Annotated in this window: 23 protein-coding genes and 3 tRNA genes; 8 read left to right on the forward strand and 18 right to left on the reverse strand. The window is 70.0% G+C overall.

Translation table 11 applies throughout. The features are described from left to right. Nucleotides 1-247, reverse strand: a 247-nt coding sequence (locus ABMQ42_RS15800) for a hypothetical protein (protein ID WP_349723964.1), incomplete at its 3' end; no start/stop codon positions are given. A gap of 177 nt (nt 248-424) precedes the next feature. Here ABMQ42_RS15800 and ABMQ42_RS15805 point away from each other — a divergent pair. Then, nucleotides 425-1,051, forward strand: coding sequence for a LysE family translocator (locus ABMQ42_RS15805; protein WP_349723965.1), 627 nt, complete (start codon nt 425-427; stop codon nt 1,049-1,051). A gap of 51 nt (nt 1,052-1,102) precedes the next feature. Here the strand turns inward: ABMQ42_RS15805 and ABMQ42_RS15810 are convergent. The 5 genes from ABMQ42_RS15810 to ABMQ42_RS15830 all read right to left on the reverse strand — a co-directional run bounded on the left by ABMQ42_RS15810 (nt 1,103) and on the right by ABMQ42_RS15830 (nt 4,845). Further along, a tRNA-Met gene (locus ABMQ42_RS15810) sits at nt 1,103-1,176 on the reverse strand. Between the two features lie 34 nt (nt 1,177-1,210). Continuing rightward, nucleotides 1,211-1,282, reverse strand: a tRNA-Thr gene (locus tag ABMQ42_RS15815). 86 nt (nt 1,283-1,368) lie between these two features. Beyond that, the gene (locus ABMQ42_RS15820; RefSeq protein ID WP_349723966.1) at nt 1,369-2,808 is read right to left on the reverse strand and encodes a M23 family metallopeptidase; all 1,440 of its coding nucleotides are present in this window, start codon (nt 2,806-2,808) and stop codon (nt 1,369-1,371) included. 170 nt (nt 2,809-2,978) lie between these two features. Next, nucleotides 2,979-3,800, reverse strand: coding sequence for an inositol monophosphatase family protein (locus tag ABMQ42_RS15825; protein ID WP_349723967.1), 822 nt, complete (start codon nt 3,798-3,800; stop codon nt 2,979-2,981). A gap of 31 nt (nt 3,801-3,831) precedes the next feature. After that, nucleotides 3,832-4,845 (reverse strand): hypothetical protein, encoded by a 1,014-nt coding sequence (locus tag ABMQ42_RS15830; RefSeq protein WP_502884741.1) that lies wholly within the window; start codon nt 4,843-4,845, stop codon nt 3,832-3,834. Nucleotides 4,846-4,995: 150 nt separating this feature from the next. Between ABMQ42_RS15830 and ABMQ42_RS15835 the strand changes: the two genes are divergently transcribed. The 3 genes from ABMQ42_RS15835 to ABMQ42_RS15845 all read left to right on the forward strand — a co-directional run bounded on the left by ABMQ42_RS15835 (nt 4,996) and on the right by ABMQ42_RS15845 (nt 6,921). After that, entirely contained in the window at nt 4,996-5,892 is an 897-nt protein-coding gene (locus ABMQ42_RS15835) for an SDR family oxidoreductase (protein ID WP_349723969.1), read from the forward strand. A gap of 187 nt (nt 5,893-6,079) precedes the next feature. After that, nucleotides 6,080-6,256 (forward strand): hypothetical protein, encoded by a 177-nt coding sequence (locus tag ABMQ42_RS15840; RefSeq protein WP_349723970.1) that lies wholly within the window; start codon nt 6,080-6,082, stop codon nt 6,254-6,256. After that, nucleotides 6,253-6,921, forward strand: coding sequence for a helix-turn-helix transcriptional regulator (locus ABMQ42_RS15845; protein WP_349723971.1), 669 nt, complete (start codon nt 6,253-6,255; stop codon nt 6,919-6,921). The genes ABMQ42_RS15840 and ABMQ42_RS15845 overlap by 4 nt, the downstream gene beginning before the upstream one ends. A gap of 59 nt (nt 6,922-6,980) precedes the next feature. On the opposite strand, the gene ABMQ42_RS15850 is transcribed toward ABMQ42_RS15845, so the two are convergent. The 6 genes from ABMQ42_RS15850 to ABMQ42_RS15875 all read right to left on the reverse strand — a co-directional run bounded on the left by ABMQ42_RS15850 (nt 6,981) and on the right by ABMQ42_RS15875 (nt 13,828). After that, nucleotides 6,981-7,065: transfer RNA gene (locus ABMQ42_RS15850), tRNA-Tyr, on the reverse strand. A gap of 91 nt (nt 7,066-7,156) precedes the next feature. After that, nucleotides 7,157-8,071: a PfkB family carbohydrate kinase gene (locus ABMQ42_RS15855; protein WP_349723972.1), complete on the reverse strand. Its 915-nt coding sequence runs from the start codon at nt 8,069-8,071 to the stop codon at nt 7,157-7,159. A 19-nt stretch (nt 8,072-8,090) separates the two neighbouring features. Then, nucleotides 8,091-9,941 (reverse strand): glycoside hydrolase family 13 protein, encoded by a 1,851-nt coding sequence (locus ABMQ42_RS15860; protein WP_349723973.1) that lies wholly within the window; start codon nt 9,939-9,941, stop codon nt 8,091-8,093. A gap of 21 nt (nt 9,942-9,962) precedes the next feature. Next, nucleotides 9,963-10,895, reverse strand: coding sequence for a sugar ABC transporter permease (locus ABMQ42_RS15865; RefSeq protein WP_349723974.1), 933 nt, complete (start codon nt 10,893-10,895; stop codon nt 9,963-9,965). A 1-nt stretch (nt 10,896) separates the two neighbouring features. Continuing rightward, entirely contained in the window at nt 10,897-12,513 is a 1,617-nt protein-coding gene (locus ABMQ42_RS15870) for an ABC transporter permease subunit (RefSeq protein ID WP_349723975.1), read from the reverse strand. Nucleotides 12,514-12,595: 82 nt separating this feature from the next. Continuing rightward, nucleotides 12,596-13,828 carry a sugar ABC transporter substrate-binding protein gene (locus tag ABMQ42_RS15875; RefSeq protein ID WP_349723976.1) on the reverse strand — a complete coding sequence of 411 codons (1,233 nt, stop codon included), beginning with the start codon at nt 13,826-13,828 and terminating at the stop codon, nt 12,596-12,598. A gap of 237 nt (nt 13,829-14,065) precedes the next feature. Between ABMQ42_RS15875 and ABMQ42_RS15880 the strand changes: the two genes are divergently transcribed. Continuing rightward, a complete protein-coding gene (locus tag ABMQ42_RS15880; RefSeq protein WP_349723977.1) occupies nt 14,066-14,554 on the forward strand; it encodes a YajQ family cyclic di-GMP-binding protein in 489 nt (162 codons plus the stop codon). Nucleotides 14,555-14,965: 411 nt separating this feature from the next. Here ABMQ42_RS15880 and ABMQ42_RS15885 read toward each other — a convergent pair whose 3' ends face one another. The 6 genes from ABMQ42_RS15885 to ABMQ42_RS15910 all read right to left on the reverse strand — a co-directional run bounded on the left by ABMQ42_RS15885 (nt 14,966) and on the right by ABMQ42_RS15910 (nt 20,971). Next, complete coding sequence (locus ABMQ42_RS15885) at nt 14,966-15,949, reverse strand: alpha/beta hydrolase (protein WP_349723978.1); 984 nt, start codon at nt 15,947-15,949, stop codon at nt 14,966-14,968. A 20-nt stretch (nt 15,950-15,969) separates the two neighbouring features. Continuing rightward, nucleotides 15,970-17,154: a multidrug effflux MFS transporter gene (locus ABMQ42_RS15890; RefSeq protein ID WP_349723979.1), complete on the reverse strand. Its 1,185-nt coding sequence runs from the start codon at nt 17,152-17,154 to the stop codon at nt 15,970-15,972. Then, on the reverse strand, nt 17,151-18,521 hold the full coding sequence (locus tag ABMQ42_RS15895) for an FAD-dependent oxidoreductase (RefSeq protein ID WP_349723980.1): 1,371 nt from the start codon (nt 18,519-18,521) through the stop codon (nt 17,151-17,153). The genes ABMQ42_RS15890 and ABMQ42_RS15895 overlap by 4 nt, the downstream gene beginning before the upstream one ends. A 64-nt stretch (nt 18,522-18,585) precedes the next feature. After that, nucleotides 18,586-19,647, reverse strand: a complete 1,062-nt coding sequence (locus tag ABMQ42_RS15900; protein WP_349723981.1) for a polyprenyl synthetase family protein — start codon at nt 19,645-19,647, stop codon at nt 18,586-18,588. A 40-nt stretch (nt 19,648-19,687) separates the two neighbouring features. Then, complete coding sequence (locus ABMQ42_RS15905; RefSeq protein ID WP_502884757.1) at nt 19,688-20,347, reverse strand: class I SAM-dependent methyltransferase; 660 nt, start codon at nt 20,345-20,347, stop codon at nt 19,688-19,690. A 66-nt stretch (nt 20,348-20,413) separates the two neighbouring features. Next, nucleotides 20,414-20,971 (reverse strand): DUF402 domain-containing protein, encoded by a 558-nt coding sequence (locus ABMQ42_RS15910; RefSeq protein WP_349723983.1) that lies wholly within the window; start codon nt 20,969-20,971, stop codon nt 20,414-20,416. Between the two features lie 54 nt (nt 20,972-21,025). On the opposite strand from ABMQ42_RS15910, the gene ABMQ42_RS15915 reads away from it, so the two are divergent. The 3 genes from ABMQ42_RS15915 to ABMQ42_RS15925 all read left to right on the forward strand — a co-directional run bounded on the left by ABMQ42_RS15915 (nt 21,026) and on the right by ABMQ42_RS15925 (nt 24,139). Continuing rightward, a complete protein-coding gene (locus tag ABMQ42_RS15915; protein WP_349723984.1) occupies nt 21,026-22,291 on the forward strand; it encodes an isochorismate synthase in 1,266 nt (421 codons plus the stop codon). A gap of 74 nt (nt 22,292-22,365) precedes the next feature. Further along, nucleotides 22,366-23,307, forward strand: a complete 942-nt coding sequence (cyoE, locus tag ABMQ42_RS15920; protein WP_349723985.1) for a heme o synthase — start codon at nt 22,366-22,368, stop codon at nt 23,305-23,307. A gap of 7 nt (nt 23,308-23,314) precedes the next feature. Further along, nucleotides 23,315-24,139, forward strand: coding sequence for a helix-turn-helix domain-containing protein (locus ABMQ42_RS15925; protein ID WP_349724226.1), 825 nt, complete (start codon nt 23,315-23,317; stop codon nt 24,137-24,139). Nucleotides 24,140-24,157: the final 18 nt, after the last annotated feature.

The raw sequence follows: 24,157 nt of genomic DNA on the forward strand, positions 1-24,157 counted from the left end.
TCGCCGCGCACCGCTGCGCCCACTCTTCGGGAGACCCCGCTGCGCCGGCCTTCATCGGCCGCTCCACATACAGGTCAGGGTTGGACGCGGCGAACTCGAGGATGTCGGCCAGCTGCTCCGCACGCCGCGCCGCCGCCCGATTCGCCTCATACTGGTCAGCCTCCGCCGACGCGAACATCGTGCGCAGCACAAAGAGGTCATCGACACGCTCGACCGGCTCCCCCGGGAACACCGCCTCTTCGTCCATACATCAAGATTAGCATATATCTACGATTCTTACGAGAGACTTCTCTCATCTTGAATAGGGAATGAATACGAGCCTGCCGAGGTTGCGGCATCCACTCGATCACTCCGCACGTCACGCCGCGAAATCTGCTCTGACATGGAGATTACTGCGAGCCCCCGACACCTCTACGCTATGTTCATGACACCGACTGCGATCCTGGCGTTCGCGGGCCTGTGCGTCGTGCTCGCACTGACGCCCGGACCCGACACCTTCCTCGTGCTGCGCTTCAGCCTCGCCCGCCAGGGTGCGGGGCTCGCGGCATCCGCCGGGTCCGCACTCGGCTCGATGGTCTGGGCCCTCGCCGTCGCGCTCGGGCTGGCCGCACTGCTGCAGCAATCGGCCGAGGCGTACCGCATCCTCAAGATCGTCGGCGGCCTGTACCTCATCTATCTCGGCGTCACCGCGCTGATCGCGAGCCGCCGCCACGGGTCGTCGTTCGAGACCGGGGCACGGCGCACGAGCCTGCCGTCCGGCTTCGTGGCGGGGATGCTGTCGACCATGCTCAACCCGAAGGTCGGGCTCTTCTTCCTGGCGATCGCGCCGCAGTTCATCCCCCGCGGGGCCGGCGCGCTCGGCAACACGATGCTGCTGGGAGCGGTGGATGCCGTCGTGGGCGGCGTCTACCTCGCGGTCGTCGCCCTGGTCGCGGCCCGCGCGGTCGCGTGGCTGAAGCGGCCGCGCGTCGCGAAGACGTTCGAGCGGGTGTCGGCGAGCATCCTCGCCGCGCTCGGCATCGGCACCATCGCCCTCAGCGCGACGGAGTAAGCCGCACGGCACACGAAAAGCGCCCCCTCGAGAGGAGGCGCTTTTCTTCTGTAGCAGGAGCGGGGCTTGAACCCGCGACCTCACGATTATGAGTCGTGCGCTCTCACCAACTGAGCTACCCTGCCGCGAGGCACCGCGACCGAGATCGTGATGCATGCGAGCCCCGAGTCAGGATTGAACTGACGACCCCTTCCTTACCATGGAAGTGCTCTGCCACTGAGCTATCGGGGCGTTTCCCACACTGTGGGCAACCAGAAAAGAATATCAGAGCCGCGCGCGAATACCGAACCGAGCGGCGCCTTGATGACGCGATACCGTCAGCACTTGTTGTGCGCCCGCAGCCACGGCAGCGGGTCGATCGGCGTCACGCCGTTCTGACGGATCTCGACGTGCGTGTGCGCGCCGAACGAGTAGCCGGTGTTTCCGGTGCGGCCGATGTACTGGCCGACCTTTACCTTCTCACCGGCGTGCACCTGGAGCGACCCGTACTGCATGTGGCCGTAGAGGCTGGCGACGTGCTGTCCGTCGATGACATGGTCGATGATGACCGCGACGCCGTAGCCCTGGTAGCCCTCCTGAGCCACGCGGACGGTGCCGTCGGCGATCGCCTGCACGTGTGCTCCGTTGCCGGGCGTGAAGTCGACGCCCTCGTGGAACTCGCCCGGACGCTGACCGAACCCGTACGAGATCGACACGCCCACCGCGAACGGCCACTGCACGGCGCACAGCGGGTTATTGGTGAACACCGCGCTGGACGCGTTCGAGATGCCGGTCGTCCCCGCCATCTCGACGAGCGTCGCCGTGCCGTAGCTGTTGCTCCGGTCGAGCTGGTCCGCAACCGGCTGGCTGTCGCCGGGAGCGACGTACGCCTGGATCTCGTCGTCGCCGGAAGCCATGACGTCCCCGGCCTGCTGGTTGGCGGCGACGCCGGTGAGCTGCTGGTCGACGGCCGCGACCGCCTCCGCGGGAGTCGTGGTGCCGACGGCGAGCAGGCCCACCGCGACGATCGCGCCGAGCGTCGCCGAGGTCGTCGCCATCCGCTTGAGAGAGACACGCGTCGTGGCCCGCTTGCGCGGAGCCTTGTGCTTCTTCTTCGCTGCGGGCGCCGGCTGCGCGGGCTCGTCCTCGACGACGCGCTCGGCGGTGAGTTCCTGCTCGTCGCGCTGCACAGGCGTCTCACCCGTGAAGGAGAACAGCCGGGCGGCGGCCTCGAACTCGTCGACGGTGGAGTGAGAAGTGGATGCCGCGGGCTCCGGCTCGGGAGCGGGAGCGGATGCCGCGGGCTCGGGGACCGGCTGAGGCTCGGGCGTGGGCTCAGGCTGGGGCGTGGGCGCCGTCGCCGGCTTCGGCGTCGAGAGAGAGAAGGATGCCGTCGACGGCAGAGAGATCGACGCCGTCGACACGGGCTCGAGCGGAGCCGATGTCTTGTCGACCGGAGCAGCCGGGATGATGGGAGTCTGTCCGGTGGCCAGACGGCGCGCGCGTCGGGTGAGCGGCGTCGACGTCGATGCGGGCGCCTCCACCACAGGCATGGGCTCGGGTTCGGGCTCAACGGAAGCAGCCGGCGCAGTGGCGGGAGCAGGTGCAGCGACCGGAGCCGCAGCATCCTTCGCCTGTCCCCAGATGATCGCGGGACGCTCCACCGGTCCGGTCGACCGACGGCGCAGTTCAGCTCTGCTGATCTGCGCATCCGCCGACGTCTGCTCAGGCGTCGTGGCGGTACGGGCGGAGCGTCGCGTGCGCGCGGGCTCAGCCATAGGGGCGTCAGAAGACAAGGGGGAGGCGATCTCTCGGGTCAGGTCGCTGGGGGCAACAGACGGGCGTCGAACTGTAATCATCTCCGCCGTTCGGGGGACGCGAAGATAACGAATGGGTAAACACTACCCCGACGAAACTGAAAATGCCATGCACGCGCCCTGATATATCGTCAGCGGCCGTCGATGGCTTCGTCGAGCCTGCCGAACAGCTCGGCGCCGGCGGCGATCGTGAGCGCCGTGCCCGGTCGGCCGCCCGGGAGACCTCCCACGCGCCCTCCTGCCTCTTCGACAATGAGGGCGCCGGCGGCGTGATCCCAGGGGTTCAGGCCCCGTTCGAAATAGCCGTCGAGCCGGCCCGCCGCGACATAGCTGAGGTCGAGCGCCGCCGAGCCGATGCGCCGGATGTCGCGCGCGAGCGGCATGACGCGCTCGACACGGGCGAGGTCGCCGGCGTGCGTGGCGGGGTCGTAGCCGAAACCCGTCGCCAGCAGCGCGCCGGCATCGGGGGCGTGCGCCGCCACGGCGAGCCTGCGCGGCTCGGCGTCGCCGGCGCGCAGCCAGGCTCCCCCTCCGAGCGAGGCATGGAACAGCTCGCCGAGCGCCGGCGCGTACACGGCACCCGCGAGTGCGCGCCAGCGCGTCGGATCGGGTTCGCCCTCGACCGCCGCGACGCTGACGGCGTACGAGGGGATGCCGTAGGCGTAGTTCACGGTTCCGTCGATCGGATCGACGACCCAGGTGACGCGCGAGGTGCCCGGTTCGGCTCCGGACTCCTCGCCGAAGAACCCGTCGTCGGGCCGCTCGTGCGCGAGACGCCCGCGGATGAGCGCCTCGACCTCGCGATCCGCCTCCGTGACGATGTCGGCGAGCGCCGACTTCGTGGCGGCGATGTGCACGCCCTCCTCGCGGCGACGCCGCGCCAGTGCGCCCGCCTCGCGGGCGATGTCGATGGCGAGCTTCTCGAGGTCGGCGGGGGTCGGCGAGGCGGTCATGCCTCCACGGTACGTCTGATCGCGCCGGCGATCATCGCTGGCCGGGCAACGGAGGCGGCGGCGGGTAGTCGCCGTATCCCGGTGCGGCGGGGGGCTGCGCGGCCGGGGGCTGCGCGGCGGGCGCGGGCCAGTCCGGCTCGGCCGGCGTCGCATACGGGTCGACGTACGGCCGGGCCTGCGGCTCGGGTGCGACGGCGGGCGCCGGCTCGGGTGCAGGCCACGCCTGCGCGGGCACCGGCGCCGGCGCGGGTGCGGCGGGCGCAGCATCCACCGCCGGATAGACCTGCGTCGGGTAGCCGGTGTAATACGCGTTCCAGTCGGGCTGCCCGTCGGGCAGAACGGGCAGCGGGGTGACACCGTCGGCGTAGGTGGGCCAGCCCTGCGGAACCCCGGCAGGGCGCGCAGCGGCCCGATGCGGCGCGAACAGAGCATTGACGAGCGGCACGAGCGCGGTGCCCACCGCGGCCAGGATCGCGATCGCCACGGTCAGGCGCCAGTAGATGTCGTAGAAATGCACCCACTCGCTCAGCATGAGCGGGAAGACGAGGGCGAGTGCCAGCAGGGCGACCAGCACGATCGTCACCCACGCGACGATGCTCGTGAACGTGGTGCGGTGGCGATCCCACGCCTTCACATACAGGCGCACGTGCAGCACGCCCAGCTGCAGGATCAGCACGATGAGCAGGAAGGAGAGGAACCGGCCCGCTCCCCCGCCGAACTCGTAGCCGCCGAACTCACGGAACGGCAGCCAGATCATGACCGCGCCGATCAGCAGCGTCACGACCCACACGACCATGCTCGTCAGCGCGAACCAGACCGGCCGGCGCGGAGCGAGATGGGTGTCGAGCAGCGCGACGCCCGAGAACGCCACCATGAGCAGGATCGTCAGGAAGGCGCGCCACACGATTCCGTTGGCCGACCCGAGCAGCACCATGATCACGCATACGACGGCGGCCGCGATGAGCGCGCCGATCGCCACCCAGATCGCGACGCGCAGCAGCTTCGCGTTCGCCGTCTCCGCTTCAGGAGGTGTCACCTGCGGCATGGTCATGAGAGTCCTCTCGTCGACGGGGCACATCCGTGGTCCCATCCTGACACGGGCGGCCGACAAGATGAGAGGGGATGCCGCGGATCGGTGGAGAACCGGCACGACTAAGCTCGTTCAATTCGATCATCAAAGGAGTGGGGAACGTCCATGCGCGTCTTCGTCACCGGTGGGACCGGGTTCATCGGTGCCGCCGTCGTGCGCGATCTGCTCGCCGCCGGCCACACCGTCACCGCCCTCGCGCGGTCCGCGTCGTCGGCCGACAGGCTGCACGCGGCCGGTGCCGAGCCGGTCGCGGGCGATCTTGCCGACACGGAGACGATCCGGGATGCCGCGGCCCGCGCCGATGCGGTCATACACACCGCCTTCGACAACGGGAAGGCGCTGCTGTTTCCGCTGCGCAGCCGTGTCGAACGGCGCGCGCTGCGTGCCGTCGGCGCGGTCTTCGCCGGCACCGACCGGCCGCTGATCGCCGCGGGCGGCTTCGCGCCGGTGATCGCGACGGGGCCGCTCTTCGTCGAGACGGACGCGGCGTCGCCGAAGGCGGGCCCCGCCGGGCGCAACGTCGAGCGCACGATCATGCGGCTCGCGGGCGACGGCGTGAACGCGTCGATCGTGCGCCTGCCGGTCGTGCACGGCGACGGCGACCACTTCACCATGCCGCGGTTCATCGCGCTGGCGCGCAAGAACGGCCGCTCGGCCTACCTCGGCGACGGCGCCAACCGGCTGCCCGCCGTGCACAACGTCGACGCGGCACGAGTCTTCCGGCTCGCCGCGGAGCGGGCCGTCGCCGGCTCCCGCTATCACGCGGTCGCCGAAGAGGGCGTGCCCGCACGCGACATCGCCGAGGTCATCGGACATCGCCTCGGCGTGCCCACGGTCAGCCTCTCGGCGCGCGAGGCGCGTCGGCATTTCGGCCTCTACACCGGCTACGCGACCGGCGACGGACCGGCCTCCAGCACCATCACGCGTGACGTGCTGGGGTGGATGCCGCAGGGCCCGGGCCTACTCGAAGACCTCGACCGTGCGGAGTACTTCGCGGGGTGACCGGGAGTGGGTGACACTCACCCTTCGGGGTGAAAACCCGGTCTTCCGACCCCGGCGAGTCCGCGAGGTGTCATGCTGATCGCCAGAGATGAACAGGTGTCCGCCTGGTGCGGATGCCGTCCGGCGGGCCCGTCCTGCTGTCCGCCTTGTGGGCCCGCCGGAGTCTCGTGACGAGAGGCAGGCCCTCATGGATGAGCACCGGCAGTCCCCGTTCGGTCTGGAGACGGCGACGATCCGCGAGCTGCTGGTCGAACTCGAGAGAGTCGAGCAGGATCGCGAGCGCGAGGACTGCCTGCGATTGAGGTCGCGCGAACGCATGCTCACGGCGGAGCTGCGACGGCGTCGCGAGCGGCTCGCGCAGTGACGGGCACCGAACAGATCCGGGTCGCCGTCGTCAACGACTACCAAGTCGTCGTCGAGGGTGTGGCCGCGATGCTCCGCTCCTACAGCGATCTCGTGCGCGTGGTCGAGCTGGACGTCAACGCGCGCCCGGTGGAGCGCGTCGACATCGCCCTCTACGACACCTTCGCCGCCCTGCCCGGCAACCAGGCCGACATCCGTCGCCTGGTTCGCGACGGCCACGTGAGACTCGTGGCCGTGTACACCTGGAACCTCGACCACGAACTGATCGAGGCTTCGCTCGACAACGGTGCGAGTGCGTATCTCTCCAAGGAGCTGCCCGCAGCGAAGCTCGTTGAGGCGCTGATCGCGGTTCATGCCGGACGGCAGCCGGAGGCCACGCACTCGCACCGTCTCACCTCACCGATCGGGAACGACTGGCCGGGCCGCGAGGAGGGACTGACGCTGCGCGAGAGCGAGGTCCTCGCGCTCATCACCCAGGGCCTGTCCAACGACGAGGTCGCCGAGCGCATGTATCTGTCCGTCAACTCGGTCAAGACGCACATCCGCACCTGTTATCGGCGCATCGGCGTCACCAACCGCGCGAATGCGGTGCTCTGGGGCATCGACCACGGCTTCCGCCCCGCAACGGTGCGCACGCTGACGAGCGACGGCGGACAGACCGTTTGAGGCCCGGGTCCGGCCCGAAAGAGTTCAAGGGCCCCGCTGATGCGGAGCCCTTGGACATGTGGTGGCAGGTGAGGGATTCGAACCCCCGAAGTCGAAGACGGCTGATTTACAGTCAGATCCCTTTGGCCGCTTGGGTAACCTGCCAAGTGCGCACCCGCCCGGCTTTTCCAGTCGACCAGAGGCGCGAGAAACAATATTACCCGGTCCGGAGGGATGCTGCGAACCGGGCGGATCGTCACGTGCCGAGGCGGTCCAGATCCATGGCGACGGCGTCGGGATGCCGCAGCAGCGCCCCCTGAAAACGCACGGTGGCCGCAGCCACACGCATGGCCTGCACGAGCGCTTCCTCCCATGCGACGGCGTCGGCCGGGGCATCCCGGATCATCGACGCGACGAGCGAGGAAAGCACGGCATCCCCCGCCCCCATCGTGTCGACGACCGGTCCCGGCAGCGACACCACCGGCGCCGTCACCTCGACGCCCGCCGCCTCGAGCGAGGCGCCCTCGGCGCCGGCCGTGGCCACCACGGCATCGGCGCCGGCCTCGACGAGCTGACGCCGCACGACGTCAAGATCGCTCGCGTACAGCAGCCGCGCGTCGTCGTCGCCCACCTTCACGAGCGCGCAGCGCGGCACGAGCGACGCGAAGCCGCGCACGAACTCCGCCCGGTCGTGGAGCATGCCCGATCGCGGGTTGGGGTCGATGGCCAGCGGCCGCTCCCCCACCGCCTCGGCGAGCGCCGCGGTCTGCTCGGCGTCGTCGAACGGGAAGCAGCTGACGACCGTGAACGGCGCCGCGACGATCGCCTCCCGCTCGGCGGCACCGAACGACACCCGGCGGTGCTGTGCGGCGTCGTTGAACTCGTACACGGGCTCGCCGGCGGTGCGCGTCGACACGGCCCGCGACGATCCGCGCGGGCCGGGCGTGGCCAGCAGCCCCACGCCGTAGTCGTGCAGGTACGCGCGGATGTGCTCGCCGGCCTCGTCATCGCCCACCATCGCGATCAGCGTCGCGGGCACGCCCAGCCGCACGAGCCCGACGGCGACGTTCAGCGCGGCGCCGCCGACGAGCTCGGTGACCGAGCGTCCGTCGCGCAGCTCGTCGATGAGGGCGTCGCCGATCACGACGACGGGTGCGGCATCCTGATCCATCCCGTCAGTCTAGAAAGGCTTAGGCCGTCGCCGGCGGCGCGACCACGCCGGGCAGCAGCCAGGCGGCGAACACCGGCCCTTCGGCGGTCAGCACCGCCGAGCCGTCTTCGGCCACCCCGAGCGTCGCCTCGCCGAACACCTTCTCGGCGCCGATGCCGCCGATCACCAGCGGTGCCGGAAGCGCCACGTCGACCCGCCCGCGCGAGGCGAGCACGAGCACGGCGTCGTCGGCGCCCTCGCGCACGAACACGATCGTGTCGTCGTCGACGTGCAGCCAGCGCAGCCCGCCGGTCTGCAGCGCGGTGTACCGGCGTCGCAGGCCGATGAGGTCGCGGTACAGCCCGATTCGCTCGGCGATCTCGGGCTCGTCGACGCGGTCCCACGGGATCGGTGTGCGACTCTGCTCGCCGTCGACGCCGACCAGTCCGAACTCATCGCCCGCGAACACGACGGGCAGCCCCGGCAGCGTCATCGACAGCCCGACGGCCAGCGGCACCGTGTCCTCGGCCGCGTACGTCGCGAACCGTGCCGTGTCGTGCGTGTCGAGCGGCTGCATGCATCCCAGCCGCACGCGCCACGGGATCTGCGACGTGAACCGCTGCAGCTGATCGACGAACTGCCGCGCCGTGTAGACGGGCAGCCCGGTCGGGATGCCGAAGAACCACGCGTCCTCGTTCGGTCCCGCCAGCCACGCCCATACACCGCGCGTGAACGCCGGGTAGGTCATGGCCCCGTGCCAGGCATCGCCCTGCAGGTCGCTGGCGGCGTCGTTCGTCGACTCGCCGAGCAGCAGCGTGTCGGGGTTCACCTCGACCATGGTGCGGCGCAGGATGCCACGCACCTCGCTGTTGAGGTCTTCGGCGCCCAGCCGCCCGGTCATGTTGGCCACATCGATGCGCCAGCCGTCGGTGCGATACGGGGCATCCAGCCACTTCGCCACGATCGAGTCGCCGCCCTCGATGAACCGGCGGCGCAGCTCGGGCGAGTTCCAGTTGAACTTGGGCAGGCTCGGCACGCCCAGCCACGACTCGTACTCAGTCTGCTCGGCGTTGCGGAAGTAGTAGAAGGCGCTCTCGGGGGCACCCGGATGACCATGCGCGGCGACGAACCACTCGTGCGCATCGCCGGAGTGGTTGCTCGTGAGGTCGCCCATGATGCGCAGGCCGCGCGCGTGCACCGCCTCGATCAGACGCAGATACGCCTCGTCGCCGCCCAGCAGCGGGTCGACCGCGTCGAACCGCGACGCGTCGTAGCGATGGTTCGACCGGCCCGGGAAGATCGGCGTGTGATAGACGAGCGTCGCGCCCAGGCCCTGGATGTGGTCGAGATGCTCGACGATGCCGTCGAGATCGCCGCCGTACACCTGATGCCCGCGACCCGGCTGCTCGGGGTCGACCGGGTCGCCCCACTCGGCCGGGATCGCCCAGTCGGGCAGCTCACGGTCATCGGCCGCCGCCGAGCGCGCGAACCGGTCCGGGAACACCTGGTACAGCACGGTGTCGGCCAGCCACTCCGGCGGTGTGTTGCCGGCGACGAGCGCGAAGTCGACCCCGTCGAGCGCCTCGAGCGCGGTGTGTCCGCCCTGGCTCAGCGATGACGACGTACCGTCGTCGTGCACGAGCGCCCAGCGGTAGCCGTGCCGCGGGTTGGCGACCGTGATGCGCGCCGACCACCACTCCCATCCGTGGGCTTCGCCGTCGCGGGACGCCTCGACCCACACCGGCTCATGGTCGGGATTCGACCTCACGAACGCTCGGGCGACGGCCCGGGTGCCCCGGGGCACGCGCAGGCGCACGATCACCTCGTCGCCGAGCGCGGCGTCCTGAGTCGAGACGTGCAGGGGCGAGCCGTCGTGGTGCGGCGTGAGCATGGGACTCCTCGAGGACGACGCTTATTTGACGCTGCCGGCGGTGAGACCCCCGACGATGTACTTCTGCAGCGAGAGGAACAGCGCCATCGGCAGGATCGCCGCCAGCACCGCGCCCGCGGCGAACACGCTCCAGTTTCGCGCGGTCTCCTGCGAGACGAACTGGTACAGGCCCACGGCCAGCGTCTGCTTCTCGGGATCGACGAGGATCACCGACGCGATGACGAAATCGCTCGTGGTGCCGATGAAGCTCAGGAGCCCGATCACCGCGAGGATCGGCGCGACCAGGCGCAGGATGATCGTGAAGAAGATGCGCGCGTGACCGGCGCCGTCGATCTTCGCGGCCTCGTCGATGGAGGCGGGCACGGTGTTGAAGAACCCGTACATGAGGAAGGTGTTCACGCCGAGCGCGCCGCCCAGGTACACCATGATCAGGCCGATCTGCGAGTTCAGCCCCAGCACCGGGAAGATGTCGCCGATCGCCGACATGAGCAGGAAGATCGCGACGAACGCGAGGAGCTGCGGGAACATCTGCACCAGCAACAGGGTCAGCAGGCCGAAGCGACGCCCGGTGAAGCGCATGCGCGAGAACGCATATGCCGCCAGCGCACAGAGGATCACGGTACCGACCGCGGTGCACAGCCCGATGACGATCGTGTTGAGGAACCAGGCGCCGTAGGGGCGCGTCGGGTCCTGGAACAGCGCGATGTAGCTGCCGATGTCGATGGTGCTGAACAGGCCGTTCGCCGTCAGCAGCGTCCCACCGGGGTTCAGCGACGCCGACAGCACGTACACGAGCGGGAACGCCGCGAACACGAGCATGACGATGCCGATGATGTGGCGCCAGCCGGTCTCGCGGAACCAGCGCGGGAAGGGACGCCGGGGCTCGGGGGCGGGCTTGCCGGAGCGGGATGCCGCGGGTGCGGCCGCGGTCAGCGTCGAGGTGTCGGTGGCCATGTCAGTTCAGCTCCTCGAGCGTCTTGGTCTGGCGGAAGCTCAGGTACGAGATGAGGGCGACCAGCACGAAGATGATGATCGAGAACGCACTCGCCAGGCCGTAGTCGCGATCGGCGCCCACGAAGGCGACCTTGTAGACCATCGAGATCAGGATGTCGGTCTGTCCGACGTTGATGCTCGCATCGGCCATGCGCGGGCCGCCGCCGGTGAGCATGTAGATCAGGTTGAAGTTGTTGAAGTTGAACGCGAACGACGAGATCAGCAGCGGCGCGACCGACACCAGCAGCAGCGGGAACTTGATGTGCCGGAAGATCTGCCACACGCTCGCGCCGTCGACACGGCCGGCTTCCTGGATGTCTTCGGGGATCGACTGGATGGCGCCGGTGCAGACGAGGAACATGTACGGGTAGCCGAGCCACAGGTTCGTCAGCACGATCGCGAACTTGGCCAGCCACGGATCCTGCAGCCACGGTATCGACGCCCCGCCGAAGAGCACCTGGTTGATGAACCCGAAGTCCTGGTTGTACATGCCCGCCCAGACCAGCGCCGACAGGAAGCCGGGGAAGGCGTAGGGCAGGATCATGATCACCCGGTAGAACTTCTTGCTCTTCATCCGCGGGTCGTTGAACACGATGGCCAGGAACAGCCCGAGAACGAAGGTGGTCGCCACGGACAGGATGGCGAACACGAACGTCCAGATGAGCACGGAGAAGAACGGCCCCCGGATCGACGAGTCGGTGAACGCGCGCACGAAGTTGTCGAAGCCGACCCACACCTGCCACCCGGGCAGCAGCTGCGTGCCGTCGTCGGCGGTGAAGGCGCCGCGCCCGTCATCGTGATAGACGACGCCGGTCTTGGTGTCGGTCATCGTGTCGGCGTCGGGATCCCAGTGCAGGGTCGACGTGAACAGGTACGCGTTCGAGCCGTCGGTGGTCTTCAGGAATCCGTCGTTCGGATCATCGGTCAGCGGCACGGAGAGGGCGCCGATGGCGTCCTGGTTCTGCACGATCGCGCCGAAGTCGAGCGTCGTGAAGCCGGGCGCACCGTCGGCGGTGGCGCCGTCGACGGCCTCGAGCGGCTTGTCGTCGCCACCCACCTCGAACGCGCCGGTGTCGGGGTCGGTGGTCAGCAGATAGAAGGACCCGTCGCGCTCGAGCACGCGGATCGGGTAGGTCGGCGAGTCGTCGACGCGGGTCTGCGACTGCAGCAGGAGCGCGGAGACCGCGTCGTCCTTCGTGGAGTTGTGCCCGGACCCGTAGTTGGTGAAGGCGATGTAGCCGGAGTAGACGACCACGAAGATCTGGAACACGACCAGGAAGATGAGGCCCGGCGTGAGGTACTTGGCCGGTAGCAGGCCGGGCTTGAGGTAGACGACGTTGACGAGCAGCGTGACCGCTCCGATGATCACCGGCACCAGCCAGTTGCCCTGCGAGAGCAGCGCGAGCATCGCGTAGATCACCAGCGCGTCGATCACGCCGAGCAGCACGATCTTGACGAGCCAGACCTTCCACCCGGCGGACGCGGCCTCGGCGATCGCCGCTGCGCGCTTGCGGCGGCGGCGGGTCGCGGCATCCACCTCCACCTTCTCGGGCTCATGCTCGAGGATCGGAGCTGTCATCGTCGACTCCTGTCTGCAGGCTCCCGCCTGCGAGGTACGAGGTGGGGCGGCACCTCTCGCGATGCCGCCCCACCCAGGGGTACTACTTGAGCTTGGCCTCGATGTTGGAGGTCATCTTCTGCCAGCTCGACACGGGGTCGGAACCCTTGATGATGGCGGCCTCGGTCTTGCCCCAGTCGTCCCACACCGAACCCATCTGCGGGATCGACGGCATCGGCACGGCGTTCTCGCCGACCTTGCCGAAGCCGGCGATGATCGGGTCGGACTGCGCGGCCTGGTAGGCCGTGCTCAGTGCCGGCGGACGGCCGCCGGCCTTGTACAGCGCGGTCTGCACGTCTTCGGTGGCGATGTAGTTCACGAGGAAGTCGGTCGCCGCCAGCGCGTTCTTCGACTTGGCGCTCAGGAAGAACGTCTGCACACCGGCGAACGGCGCCGCCGTCTCACCACCGGCCGACGGGATCGGGTCGACGGCCACGTCGATGCCCTTGGCCTGGGCGTCGGCGACGTTCCACGGACCGGTGAGGAAGTAGGGCGCCTCACCCGCGAGGAAGGCCTCCTTGGCGAGGTCCTGCGACAGGTTCAGGTTGATCACCTTGGTGCCCTTGTTGCCCTGCGAACCCAGCCACTTCGCGAACGCCTCACCCGAGGAGTCGCCGATGGTCAGCTTGCTGGCGTCGTACGAGCCGTCGGCGTTCTGCGCGAACACCGAGTTGCCGAACGAGGTCTGGAACGGGTACAGGTGGTACGGGTCGGAGCCCTGGGCGTCCTGACCGACCAGGAACGGGTACTTGGTGCCGGCCTTCTCACCCTCGGCGATCATCTCGTCGAAGGTCGCGGGCGTCGAGTCGGCGAGCTTGGTGTTGCGCAGGATCGCGATGTTCTCGATCGCGTAGGGCAGACCGTAGGTCTTGCCGTCGTACGTGACCGCCTGCACGGCGACCTTCTCGAACTGCGATGCCTTGTCACCCAGCTCGATCGGGGCGATGACGCCGTCCTGCACGAAGCCGCCGGTCCAGTCGTGACCACCGATCGTGAGGTCGGGGCCCTTGCCGGTCGGGACCTGTGCGGTGAAGTCCTGCTGGATCTTTCCGTAGTCCTTGACGACCAGGTCGACCTTGATGCCCTTGTCCTTCTGGAACTCGGCCGCGACGTCCTTCAGCGCGCGCGCCCGGTCGGCGTCGACCCAGACGGTCAGGGTTCCGGATGTGGTCTTCTTCGGCTCGCTGGCTGCCTGGCCGGAGCAGCCGGCAAGACCCAGCATGCTTCCGGCGATCAGCGCCGCGATGGCGACGGCGCCCTTCTTGTTCACCCTCATCGGTGTGTGCCTCTCTGGAATCTGTGCGCGCGACTCTGCGTGAGCCCTCGCGCTCGGAACGCCTGCGATGCAAGCGCTTACATTGTTACCCACAAGTCTCGATCGCACAATCTCGGGATTGCGTCGATATCGTCTCGTGACATTTCCGCGTCGTCTGAACGCTTCATGGAAGCGGTTGCATGGAGGGCGAAGAGGATGCCGCGGCGCGGCGCGATGACGGCCGGATAGACTCGCGGCATGGCTGACTCATCCTTCGACATCGTCTCCAAGGTCGATCATCAAGAGGCCGACAACGCCCTCAACCAGGCCCGCAAAGAGGTCGAACAGCGCTACGACTTCAAGGGCACCGGCGCCACGATCGAGTGGAGCGGCGAGCAGATCCTGATCAAGGCGTCGACCGAGGAGCGCGCGAAGGCCGTGCTCGACGTCTTCGAGTCGAAACTCATCAAGCGCGGCATCTCGCTGAAGAGCCTCGACATCGGCGAGCCCGTCCAGGGCGGCAAAGAGGTGCGCATCACCTCGAGCCTGAAGGACGGCATCGCGCAGGAGAGCGCGAAGAAGATCACCAAGCTCATCCGCGACGAGGGGCCGCGCTCGGTGAAGGCCCAGATCCAGGGCGACGAGCTGCGCGTGCAGTCGAAGAGCCGCGACGACCTGCAGGAGGTGCAGCGCCTGCTCAAGGCCGCCGACCTCGACGTCGATCTGCAGTTCGTCAACTACCGCTGACACACATCTGTCGCTGAGCCCCAACCTCAGGATTCCCTGAAGACAGCGTGCCGTGTCCCCCATTCGGTGGACACGATCACGGTGACCCGATACCTTGAGATCACTTGAAGCACTGGGGGCGAGCATCCACTGGACGCCGCGCCGCCGAGACGGACTGGGGAGTCATCGGATCGGCTAGGCGTCGTCGATCAGCATGCTTGTGTGGCAGAGAGTACGTGGGTACCGCGAGTCGTCGCCGATTGGGGAACCGAGCCTCGCGGCACCCACGCTGGTTGTGTGAGAGCGGCGAGCCCGTCTGGGGAACAGGCGCGACGTCGAGCTGGGGACTCGACGTGCCGCGACAACCTGCTTCAACGGTAGATCACGTCGCGCCGCCGTGTCGAGCGCGCCGCGCATGTTCGAAGATCTCGCTCAGCGGTCGTGAAGCTCGGACACAAGCCAGCGGCTCAGCGCCGCGTATGCATCGGCGCGCGGCGCGACCGCCGACAGGAAGACGTCGTGGATCGCCCCGTCGATGCGCGCGATGGTCACCAGGCGCCCGAGACGCGTCGCTGCCTTCGCGATGTCGTCGACGACCAGCACGGAGTCTGTACGGGTCATCTGCTCGGACCAGGTGAGCGGTGGCGTCGACCGCGCCGACAGCAGCACCAGCACGGGGCACTCGAGGCCCAGGCCCGCACGCACGCGCCGGTGCCCGTCCAGGATGGCGGCCAGCCATCCGGCATGCACGCGGAAGCCGCGCGCCGGGCGCCAGTCCTCCCGATACCCGGCCACCGGGAGGGCGCCGACCTCGTGCTGCGCACGCGTGTAGAACCCGAAGTCGACGACGGGGTTCAAGCCGCGCGGGTCGATGCGGGCCCGCGCGTTGACCAGCGGCGCGACCGCGCCCCGCCCGATCGCGCCGAGCTGCAGTTCGAGCCACGGGCTGTTCAGCACGAGCGCCGCCGCCCGCCCGGGATGCCGCGCCGCCCACAGCGAGAGCACGAGCCCTCCCGTGGAGTGGCCCAGCAGCACCAGACGGCGCGAGGTCGCGGCATCCTGCCCCTGTCCCATCGCCTGCAGCGCGGCCTCGATGTCGGCGTCGTAGTCGTCGAGCCGCCCGATGTCACCGGGAGTCTGCCCCGGTCGCAGGCTGCGCCCGTACTTGCGCAGGTCGAGCGCGTGGAAGCGCGCCCCGCGCGCGGTGAAGAACTGGGCCGCCTGCGGCTGGAAGAAGTAGTCCGACCAGCCGTGCACCGACAGCACGTCGACGCCGGCCAGCGGCAGCCTGCGCAGGGTGCGGCGCGGGATGCTGCGCACCAGCGTCGCCACGAGGGGGCCCTCTTCATCGGTGCCCAGGGGCAGCGTCAGCTGCTCGAACGGCGGGCCGAGGAGGTCGGGCTGCCAGTCGTCCATGCCCCCAGCGTAGGGTGCGGTCAGCGCGTGCGGACCGTCCACGCCGCGGCGGCCAGCGCCAGCACGGCGAACGCCAGCGCGATGACGGCCATCGGCACAGCCGTGTGCTCGCCCCACAGCCCGACGAGCGGCGAGACCACCGCTCCGACCAGGAACTGCGATGCGCCCAGCAGCGCGGCCCCGGATCCGCGGGCCTCGTCGGCACGCGCGAGGGCGAGCGCCGACGCGTTCGACATCGTGAACCCGGTGCCGCCGGTGAGCACGAACGCGCACACGATGAACGACGCGATCTGCAGGGTCGCCGTGCTCGCCAGCACGGTGAGGGCGAGGGCGGATGCCGCGATCATCACGACACCGATGACCAGCATCCGTCCCGGCCCCACCTTGGGCGCGATGCGCGCGTTGAGCGAGTTCGACAGCACGAGCGCGATCGCCCCCGCGGCGAAGGCCAGCGCATAGGCGAACGGGCTCATCCGCAGCACGACCTGCCCGACGAACGGCGACGCCGCGATGTAGGCCATCATCGCGCCGAACCCGGTCGCGAACGCGAGCATGCCGCCCACGAACGCCCGGTCGGTCAGCAGCGCGCGGAACCGCCCCGCGAGGGCGGCGAAACCTCCCGTGTGACGCTGCGCGGGCGGCAGCGACTCGGGCACCACGAACGCGGCGAGCACGAGCATGACGACCGCGATCGCGGCCAGCACGCCCAGCACGACCTGCCAGTTCGCGAGCTCGGCGATCGCACCGCCGATGGGCGGGGCGAGCAGCGGTCCGAGTCCCCCCACCATCGCCATGAGGCTCAGCGCCCGCACGGCCGTGTCACCGGTGCTCAGGTCGACCGCGACCGCCCGCGAGACGACGATGCCCGCGGCGCCCGAGAACCCCTGCACGAGGCGCAGCGCGATGAACACCGGCAGCGACGGCGAGAACACCAGCGCGATGCTCGACGCGGCGAACACGGCGAGCGCGGTGACGAGCACCGGGCGCCGCCCGCGCCGATCGGAGACCGGCCCCAGCACGAGCTGGCCGGCGCCGATGCCGAGCAGGAACGCCGTGAGCGTCAGCTGCACGCTCGCCGCGGTGCCGCCCAGGTCGCGCGCGATCTCGGTGAACGACGCGAGGTACATGTCGGTCGCGAACGGACCGACCGCGGCGAGGAACCCGAGCGTGGCCAGCAGCCACGGCGTGAGCCGGCGCGGTGTCATTCGCCGCGGGAGATGCGCAGCATCTCGTCGCGGGGCACCACCTTGATGCGCGCGCGCTCGTGCGGCTCGCCCAGCGCGATCTCGTGCGCGTCGAGGCGATGCCAGCCCTCGAGGTCGGTCCAGGCGACGCCGCGAGAGGCGAGCAGCTCCGGGATGGCGCTCTCCTCGGGGTGTGCGGGGTGCCACCAGAACGCCTGGTCGTTGATGAGGTTGCGCACGGTCTCCATGGCGTCCGACTTGGTGTGGCCGATCAGGCCCACCGGTCCCCGCTTGACCCATCCGGTCGCGTAGACGCCGGGCACGTACTCGTTCGAGTCCTTGTGCAGCACGCGTCCCTCACGGTTCGGGATGACCCCGTGCCGCTTGTCGAACGGAACGCCCGGCAGCGCGCTGCCGAAGTAGCCGATCGCGCGGTACAGCTGCTGCACCGCGACCTCGCGCAGCTCGCCGGTGCCGACCACGCCGCCCTGCCCGTCGGGCCGCGTGCGCTCGTAGACGAACGCGGTGACGCGGCCCGCGGCATCCGCCTTCATCTCGACCGGGCGGGCGAAGAAGTGCAGGTGCAGGCGCCGGGAGGCGGGCTCATGCCCTTCTTCGGCGGCGCGCTTGCGCCACGACTGCAGGATCCGGTCGATGACCAGCACCTGCTTGTTCGTCGCGATGGCCTGCTTCTGCGCCTCGTCGTAGTCGAAGTCCTCGTCGTTCAGCACCATGTCGACGTCGCGCAGCTCGCCCAGCTCGCGCAGCTCGAGCGGCGTGAACTTCACCTGTGTGGGGCCGCGGCGTCCGAACACGTGCACGTCGGTGATCTGCGACGCCGCCAGCCCGTCGTGCACGTTCTGCGGGATCTCGGTGGGCAGCAGGTCTTCGACGTGCTTGGCGAGCATGCGGGCGACGTCGAGCGCCACGTTGCCGTTGCCGATGACGGCGACCGAGGTGGCGTCCAGCGGCCACTCGCGCGGCACGTCGGGGTGCCCGTCGTACCAGCTGACGAAGTCGGCCGCGCCGTACGAGCCGCCGGCGTCGATGCCGGGGATGTCGAGCGGGGCGTCGCGGTGCGAGCCGGTCGCGAAGATCACGGCGTTGTAGTGCGCGCGCAGGTCGTCGAGGGTCAGGTCGGTGCCGAACTCGACGTTGCCGAAGATGCGGATGTCACCGCGGTCGAGCGTGTCGCGCAGCGCCGTGATGATGCCCTTGATGCGCGGGTGGTCGGGAGCCACGCCATAGCGGACGAGCCCGTACGGGGCAGGCAGGCGGTCGAACAGGTCGATCGACACGTCGAACTTGCGCTCGGCCTTCAGCAGGTTGTCGGCGGCGTAGATGCCGGCGGGGCCCGCGCCGATGATGGCGAGACGGAGCGTGGTCATGAGGTCCTTTCCGAGAGCGGATGCCGCGGCGCAGCCCAGACGCGCGGCGGCGATGCCGCGGCGGTCAGCTGCTGCGATCGGCGACGGCGTCGGCGAAACGCACGAGTCCGTCGCGCACCGGGCCGTCGGGAATCGGGTCGAGCGAGGCGACCGCATCGCGCGACCAGTCGTGCGCCAAGCGCCGGGTCTGCGCGGTCGCCTCGTGGTCGCGCAGTGCGGCCAGTGCGCCGTCGAGGATCGACGGGTCGGCGCCCGCGGCGATCTCGGCGACCCCATCGTCGATCTGCTTTCGCAGGGCGGTGGATCCGGCATCCTCCCGCTCCCCCAGCAGCAGGTACGGCATCGTCGGCACGCCCGCGCGCAGGTCGGTGCCCGGCACCTTGCCCGTCTCGCCCGGGTCGGCGCTGAGGTCGATGACGTCGTCGAGCAGCTGGAAGGCGACGCCCGCCTTCTCGCCGAAGTCGTACATGGGCTGGCGGTACGCGACGGGCGCGTTGCCGAAGATGATGCCCGACTGGGCGGCCGCGGCGATCAGCGAGCCGGTCTTGTCCTTGAGCACCTGCAGGTAGAAGCCCACCGGGTCGTCGCCCGGCTGCGCGCCGATGGTCTCGTGCATCTGCCCGAGCACGAGGCGCTCGAAGGTGTCGGCCTGCAGGCGGATCGCGCCCTCGCCGAGCCGCGCCATGATCTGGCTGGCCCGGGCGAACAGCAGGTCGCCGGTGAGGATCGCGATGTTGTTGCCCCACACGGCCTGCGCGGCGGGCACGCCGCGGCGCACGTCCGCATCGTCCATGACGTCGTCGTGGTAGAGCGAGCCGAGGTGGGTGAGCTCGAGCGCGGTCGCCGCCTGCACGACCTCGGGGCTGACCCCGTCGCCGAGCTGGCAGGTCAGCAGCACGAGCATCGGCCGCACGCGCTTGCCGCCGGCCTCGTAGAGGTAGCGGCTGGTCGCGTCGACGAGCGGATCGCTCATGCGCAGCTCGCGAGCGAGATCCTCCTCGACGCGCGTCAGACCGTCTTCGACGGTGCGCAGCAGCCTGCGGGATTTCGCACCGGCGAAGACCCGTTCCGTGAGGCCGAGGCGGCTCGCCACACGCGAGCCCGGCACGAAGGGACGCCCAGTCACGCGTTCCAGCCTACCTGCCCCGCGCGGCACTCCCCCGACGTCATCGGGGGTTCACGGCGCGATGCAGCGCCACGATGCCGAACGTGAGGTTGCGCCAGGCGACCTCGCTCCAGCCGGCCTGCCGCATCCAGCTCGCCAGCGTCGGCTGATCGGGCCAGTCGCGGATCGACTCGTTGAGGTAGTCGTACGCTTCGGCGTTCGTGCTCACGGCCTTGGCCGCCACCGGCAGAACGCGGTTGTTGTAGAAGCCGTACAGGCCCGCGAACGCCTTCGAGGTCGGGTGCGAGAACTCGCAGATGATGATCCGTCCGCCGGGCTTGGTGACCCGGCGCATCTCGGCGAGCGCCTTGCGGGGCTCGACGACGTTGCGCAGGCCGAACGAGATCGTGACGGTGTCGAACGCGTCGTCGTCGAACGGCAGAGCGGTCGCGTCGGCCTGCTCGAAGGTGAGATTCGGGATGCCGCCGTGCCGGCGCCTGCCCTCGGCGATCATGCCGGGCGAGAAGTCGGCCGCGACCACCTCGGCGCCGCTGCGCGCGAGACTCACCGAGCTGGCGCCCGTTCCGGCGGCGAGGTCGAGGATGCGCTGGCCGGGCCGCGGCGCGACCGCGCGGGTCGTGGCCACCCGCCACAGCTTGTCGTTGCCGAGGCTGAGCACGGTGTTCGTGCGGTCATAGCCGCCGGCGACCTGGTCGAACATGCCGCTGACGCGTGCGGGGTCCTTGCCGAGATCGGCGCGATTGGGCTCGGTGCTCACCCGTCGAGTCTAGGCCGCGTCGCCTGGGTGCCACCCGGCCAGACGGTCGAGCCAGCGCTGCGCGGTCGCGTCGTCGAAGGGCGCCGTCTCGGCCGCGACCTGGGCCTTCAGCTCGGCGGCCTTGGCGATCAGCATCGCCTGGACGTCGGCCGGGTAGCCGTAGAGGGCGCGGTGCTCGTCCCACTCGTCCTCGTCGTCGATCCAGATGCCGCGCTCGTCGTCGCAGCGGACCACGTCGAGGTCCATGTCGATCGCGGTGGGCTCACTGCCGGTCCATTCCACGTCCCACGCGATGTCGATGTAGATGCGCACCTGGCGCGGATGCATGCCGCCGTAGAAGGTGCCGGCCCACGTCGGGTCTGACGTGATGAGCGTCACGTTCGGCGACTCGGCGGTGAACTGCCGGCCGGGCCGGTGGCTGCGCCATCCCGTCGGCTGGCCGACCCAGTCGCCCCACTCGTCCGACCCGAGGTAGACGCCGTCGTGCTCCCAGTGCGGCGAGCCGTCCCACTTGCGCCAGCGGAACACGATGCGGGTGCCCGGCTCGGGGCGCTGCGCGATGGTCACCCGTCCGACGCTACTCGGGAAGAGCGCCCCGCGACGCGGAATAGGCTGGACGCCGTGACCGGATCCGCCCCTGCCCGCTTGCGCGTGCACACGCGCGAGATCGACCCCGTCGACGACCTTCTCGAATACACCGACCCGAAGACCCCGCTGGTCTGGCTGCGCCGCGGCGAGGGCATGGTGGGGCGCGGCGTCGTGCTGCGCCTGGACGTCGACGCGTCGTCGCCCGAACCGCGCACCGCCGCTCTGGCCCGCGCCTGGACCGATCTGTGCGCCGACGCCGAGATCGACGACGAGGTGCAGCTGCCCGGCACCGGCCTCATCGGCTTCGGCGCCCTCACCTTCGACGAGCGCTCGGCGGCGTCGAGCTCGATCATCGTCCCGGCGCTGGTGATCGGCCGGCGCGACGGGCGCACCTGGGCCACCGGCATCCACCTCCACGACGATCAGGAAGAGGATGCCGCGACCGCGCCGATCCCCTACGGACCGTACTGGTCCGCCACCCTGGGCCCCGGCGCCCTCGATCCCGACGGGTATGAGGCGGCCGTCCGCGCGGGGCTCGACGCCATCGCCGACGGCGAGGTCGGCAAGGTCGTGCTCGCCCGCGACATCGTCGGGACGATCCCCGAGGGGTCCGACCTGCGCCGCCTGCCGCACGAGCTGGCCGCCGGCTACCCCGACACGTGGACGTTCGCCGTCGACGGCCTGGTCGGCGCGAGCCCCGAGACGCTCGTCACCGCCCGCCGCGGCCGCGTCACGGCGCGCGTGCTGGCCGGCACGTTCGCACGCGGCGCGGATGCCGAAGAGGATGCCGCGGCCCGCGCCACCCTCGCCGCCAGCGCCAAGAACCTCGACGAGCACTCGTACGCCGTGCACAGCGTCGTCGAGGCGTTGACCCCGCACACGACGACGTTGGCGGCCGACGACGCGCCGTTCACCCTCGAGCTGCCGAACGTGTGGCACCTGGCCACCGACATCGCCGGCACCCTGTCGGACGGCTCGACCTCGCTCGACCTCGTCTCGGCACTGCATCCCACGGCGGCGGTCGCCGGCACCCCGACCGCGGCGGCGATCGAGGCGATCCGCCGCATCGAGCCGTTCGACCGGCGCCGTTATGCCGGGCCGGTGGGATGGGTCGACGACGCGGGCGACGGCGAGTGGGCGATCGCCCTGCGCTGCGCGCAGTTCGAGCCGGAGGCCGTGGGCGGCGTCATCCCGGTCGCAGCCCACGCCGGCGCCGGGATCGTCGCGGGCAGCGAGCCCGAGGCCGAGCTGCTCGAGACCCGGGTCAAGTTCCGCCCGATCGTCGACGCCCTGGCCTGAGCGCCGGGCGCGGGCCGGCCGGTGCGGCGCGTCCCGTAGAATGGATGCTGAAAGTCCAGGCCGATTGAGGAGCCATGAGCCACAGCGGCACGTCGCCTCGCCTCGGACGCGACGCCGCCTTGGCGGCACGGGCCGTGCGCCCGGGCGTTCTGAGCACCATCACCCGTTATTACTCCCTGACCAAGCCGGGAGTGCTCTACGGCAACGTCCTCACGACGTTCGCCGGGTACTTCCTCGCCGCCGCGGCCTTCGGGTTCGACTGGCGCGTGTTCGTCGGGGTCGTCGTCGGCAGCACGCTGGTCATCGCCTCGGCGTGCGTGCTCAACAACGTGCTCGACCGCGACATCGACACCCTCATGCAGCGCACGAGCACCCGTGCGACGGTCACCGGAGCGGTCGGCAAGACCCCCGCCACGGTCTTCTCGATCGTGCTGGGCGTGCTGGGCGTGGCGCTGCTGATCGCGACGACGAACTGGCTCGTCGTGGCCACGGGCGTCGGCGGCTTCATCGTCTACGTGTGGTTCTACGGCGCCCTCTCCAAGCGCATGTCTGTGCACGGCACCCTCGTGGGCTCGATCTCGGGCGCGGCCCCCATCCTCGGCGGGTACCTCGCGGCATCCGGCCGCTTCGACATGGCCGGCCTCGCGGTGTTCCTCATGGTGTTCTTCTGGCAGGAGCCCGAGTTCTACTCCATCGCCATCTACCGCCGCGAAGAGTACGCGCGCGCGGGCGTACCGGTGATCAGCGTGGTGCGCGGCAACCGCCGCACGACGTGGGAGATCCTCGTCTACACGGTGCTGTACGTGGCGTCGTCGATGCTGCTACCGCTGTTCGGCCACGTCGGCTGGACGTACACGATCGTCATGGGCCTGCTCGGTCTCGCCTGGATCGCGCTGGCGATCGCGGGTCTGCGCGCGAGCGACGTCGTCGCATGGTCGCATCGGATGTTCCGGGCGTCGATGGTGATCATCCTCGCCCTGTGCGTGATGGTCTCGGTCGGGCCGCTTCTCCCCTGACGCGGTGATGCGCGGGCGCGGCGACGGCAGACGGGGCGCGTGGACGCGCGAGCCCGGCACCGTCGTGCTGGCCGGTGACCCGCCCACGACGGCGCCGTTCGCGATCGTCTCCGAATCGGATGTCGCGCCCGTCCCGCTCGAGTGGATGCCGCATGCCCACGACCGGCACGAGCTGGTGTGGGTGCGGGGCGGCACCATGACCACCCGCGTCGACGACCTCCTCTTCACGGTGCCACCGGGCCACGGCCTCTGGCTGCCCGCCGGCGTCGTGCACGCGGGGCGCCTGACCGCCGACGCCGTGCTGCACGATGCCCTGTTCGCCCCCGACCGCACCCCGGTCGCCTTCGACGGTCCGACGATCATCGAGATGACGGCGGTGCTCGCGGCGCTGCTCGCGCATCTCGAGGGCGACGACCTCGACGACCGGGCCCGCGCGCGTGCCGAGGCCGTCGTCTTCGACGTGCTGCGCCCCGCCGCGCAGCAGTTCACGCTGCGGCTGCCCGGCGACGCGCGGATCGACCCCATCGCCCGGGCGCTGGTGGCGGACCCCGGCGACCCGCGCTCCCTCGACGACTGGGCTCGGGTCGTCGACCTGAGCGAGCGCACGGTCACCCGCGTCTTCCGCCGCACCACCGGTCTGTCGTTCGTGCAGTGGCGGCAGGCGCTGCGCGTGCACCACGCGCTGCGCCTGCTGTCGACCGGATGCGATGTCGGCGAGACCTCCGACCGGCTCGGCTACGCGCAGCCCAGCACGTTCATCGCGGCATTCCGCCGCGTCATGGGCACCACACCGGGCGTCTTCGCCGGCAACGTGTCCGATTCCCCGTACTGACTGTCGGCCAGACCGGAT

The organism is Microbacterium sp. KR10-403, from assembly GCF_040196215.1.
GTDB lineage: Bacteria > Actinomycetota > Actinomycetes > Actinomycetales > Microbacteriaceae > Microbacterium.

Bases quoted from the DNA above. Each gene is read 5' to 3' on its own strand.
- ABMQ42_RS15805 (WP_349723965.1), top strand. From the start codon at position 425: ATGACACCGACTGCGATCCTGGCGTTCGCGGGCCTGTGCGTCGTGCTC.
- ABMQ42_RS15820 (WP_349723966.1), bottom strand. From the start codon at position 2,808: ATGGCTGAGCCCGCGCGCACGCGACGCTCCGCCCGTACCGCCACGACG.
- ABMQ42_RS15825 (WP_349723967.1), bottom strand. From the start codon at position 3,800: ATGACCGCCTCGCCGACCCCCGCCGACCTCGAGAAGCTCGCCATCGAC.
- ABMQ42_RS15830 (WP_502884741.1), bottom strand. From the start codon at position 4,845: ATGCCGCAGGTGACACCTCCTGAAGCGGAGACGGCGAACGCGAAGCTG.
- ABMQ42_RS15835 (WP_349723969.1), top strand. From the start codon at position 4,996: ATGCGCGTCTTCGTCACCGGTGGGACCGGGTTCATCGGTGCCGCCGTC.
- ABMQ42_RS15840 (WP_349723970.1), top strand. From the start codon at position 6,080: ATGGATGAGCACCGGCAGTCCCCGTTCGGTCTGGAGACGGCGACGATC.
- ABMQ42_RS15855 (WP_349723972.1), bottom strand. From the start codon at position 8,071: ATGGATCAGGATGCCGCACCCGTCGTCGTGATCGGCGACGCCCTCATC.
- ABMQ42_RS15860 (WP_349723973.1), bottom strand. From the start codon at position 9,941: ATGCTCACGCCGCACCACGACGGCTCGCCCCTGCACGTCTCGACTCAG.
- ABMQ42_RS15865 (WP_349723974.1), bottom strand. From the start codon at position 10,895: ATGGCCACCGACACCTCGACGCTGACCGCGGCCGCACCCGCGGCATCC.
- ABMQ42_RS15870 (WP_349723975.1), bottom strand. From the start codon at position 12,513: ATGACAGCTCCGATCCTCGAGCATGAGCCCGAGAAGGTGGAGGTGGAT.
- ABMQ42_RS15875 (WP_349723976.1), bottom strand. From the start codon at position 13,828: ATGAGGGTGAACAAGAAGGGCGCCGTCGCCATCGCGGCGCTGATCGCC.
- ABMQ42_RS15880 (WP_349723977.1), top strand. From the start codon at position 14,066: ATGGCTGACTCATCCTTCGACATCGTCTCCAAGGTCGATCATCAAGAG.
- ABMQ42_RS15885 (WP_349723978.1), bottom strand. From the start codon at position 15,949: ATGGACGACTGGCAGCCCGACCTCCTCGGCCCGCCGTTCGAGCAGCTG.
- ABMQ42_RS15890 (WP_349723979.1), bottom strand. From the start codon at position 17,154: ATGACACCGCGCCGGCTCACGCCGTGGCTGCTGGCCACGCTCGGGTTC.
- ABMQ42_RS15895 (WP_349723980.1), bottom strand. From the start codon at position 18,521: ATGACCACGCTCCGTCTCGCCATCATCGGCGCGGGCCCCGCCGGCATC.
- ABMQ42_RS15905 (WP_502884757.1), bottom strand. From the start codon at position 20,347: ATGTTCGACCAGGTCGCCGGCGGCTATGACCGCACGAACACCGTGCTC.
- cyoE (WP_349723985.1), top strand. From the start codon at position 22,366: ATGAGCCACAGCGGCACGTCGCCTCGCCTCGGACGCGACGCCGCCTTG.
- ABMQ42_RS15925 (WP_349724226.1), top strand. From the start codon at position 23,315: ATGCGCGGGCGCGGCGACGGCAGACGGGGCGCGTGGACGCGCGAGCCC.